This is a genomic window from Oleiphilus sp. HI0123, from assembly GCF_001635315.1.
In genome coordinates this window covers 1-641 of sequence record NZ_LWGE01000030.1, presented here as the reverse complement: position 1 = coordinate 641, position 641 = coordinate 1, and the positions used below count along the sequence as shown (strand labels likewise).

Here is a 641-nt window from a genome sequence, read left to right as displayed (position 1 = left end):
TCATTTGAGCCACCAAGGCACGATGCAAATTTGTTTTTCTCAAGTGTCTTTAGTTTTAACTCACGAAAAATGATGTGCGAGAGTGCTTATCAATTAACTCGGGCTAATCTTAGAAACAGGATCGATGAGCTCGAAAAAGTACTGGCACCAGCGGGTGTACGAGTCCGAAAAGATATTCTATTTGATGAGCAGAGAACACTCAGTACAGGTCTGTATGGTGAGGCCTTGCCAACCTACCAGGGTAGCCAGGAAAGCAGGCCCAAGACAATCAAAGTAAAGGGCGGTTCGTCTGGTGGTGACAGCTATTTTGAAAGAGTCTCTCAGAAAGTAGTATCTATGTTTTAAGATTAATTGGGGTCAGAGTAGAATGGCACTTACTTAAGCTAGGACGCGCTCCGACGCTTGTCATTCCCGCTATGCCCCATCGTCATTGCCGCGCAGGCGGCAATCTATTGTTTTGAATCCTACACGACTAAACAAAAAAGAAGACTTCTCGTCGCTGCATGATTTAATGCGTTTAGTTTTACTTTTAATGTGTCGCATAACTCGTAAAAACAATGGATTCCCTTATTCAAGGGAATGACGTCTTTGTTTGCCTTAAGTAAGTGCCATTGGGGTCAGAGTAAAAGCGAAGGTTTTTC

Annotated in this window: 1 pseudogene; it reads left to right on the top strand. The window is 43.4% G+C overall.

From position 1 onward, the window contains the following. Positions 1-345: pseudogene (locus A3761_RS00410) on the top strand (DUF2958 domain-containing protein); the annotation flags it as partial. Between the last annotated feature and the right edge of the window lie 296 nt (positions 346-641).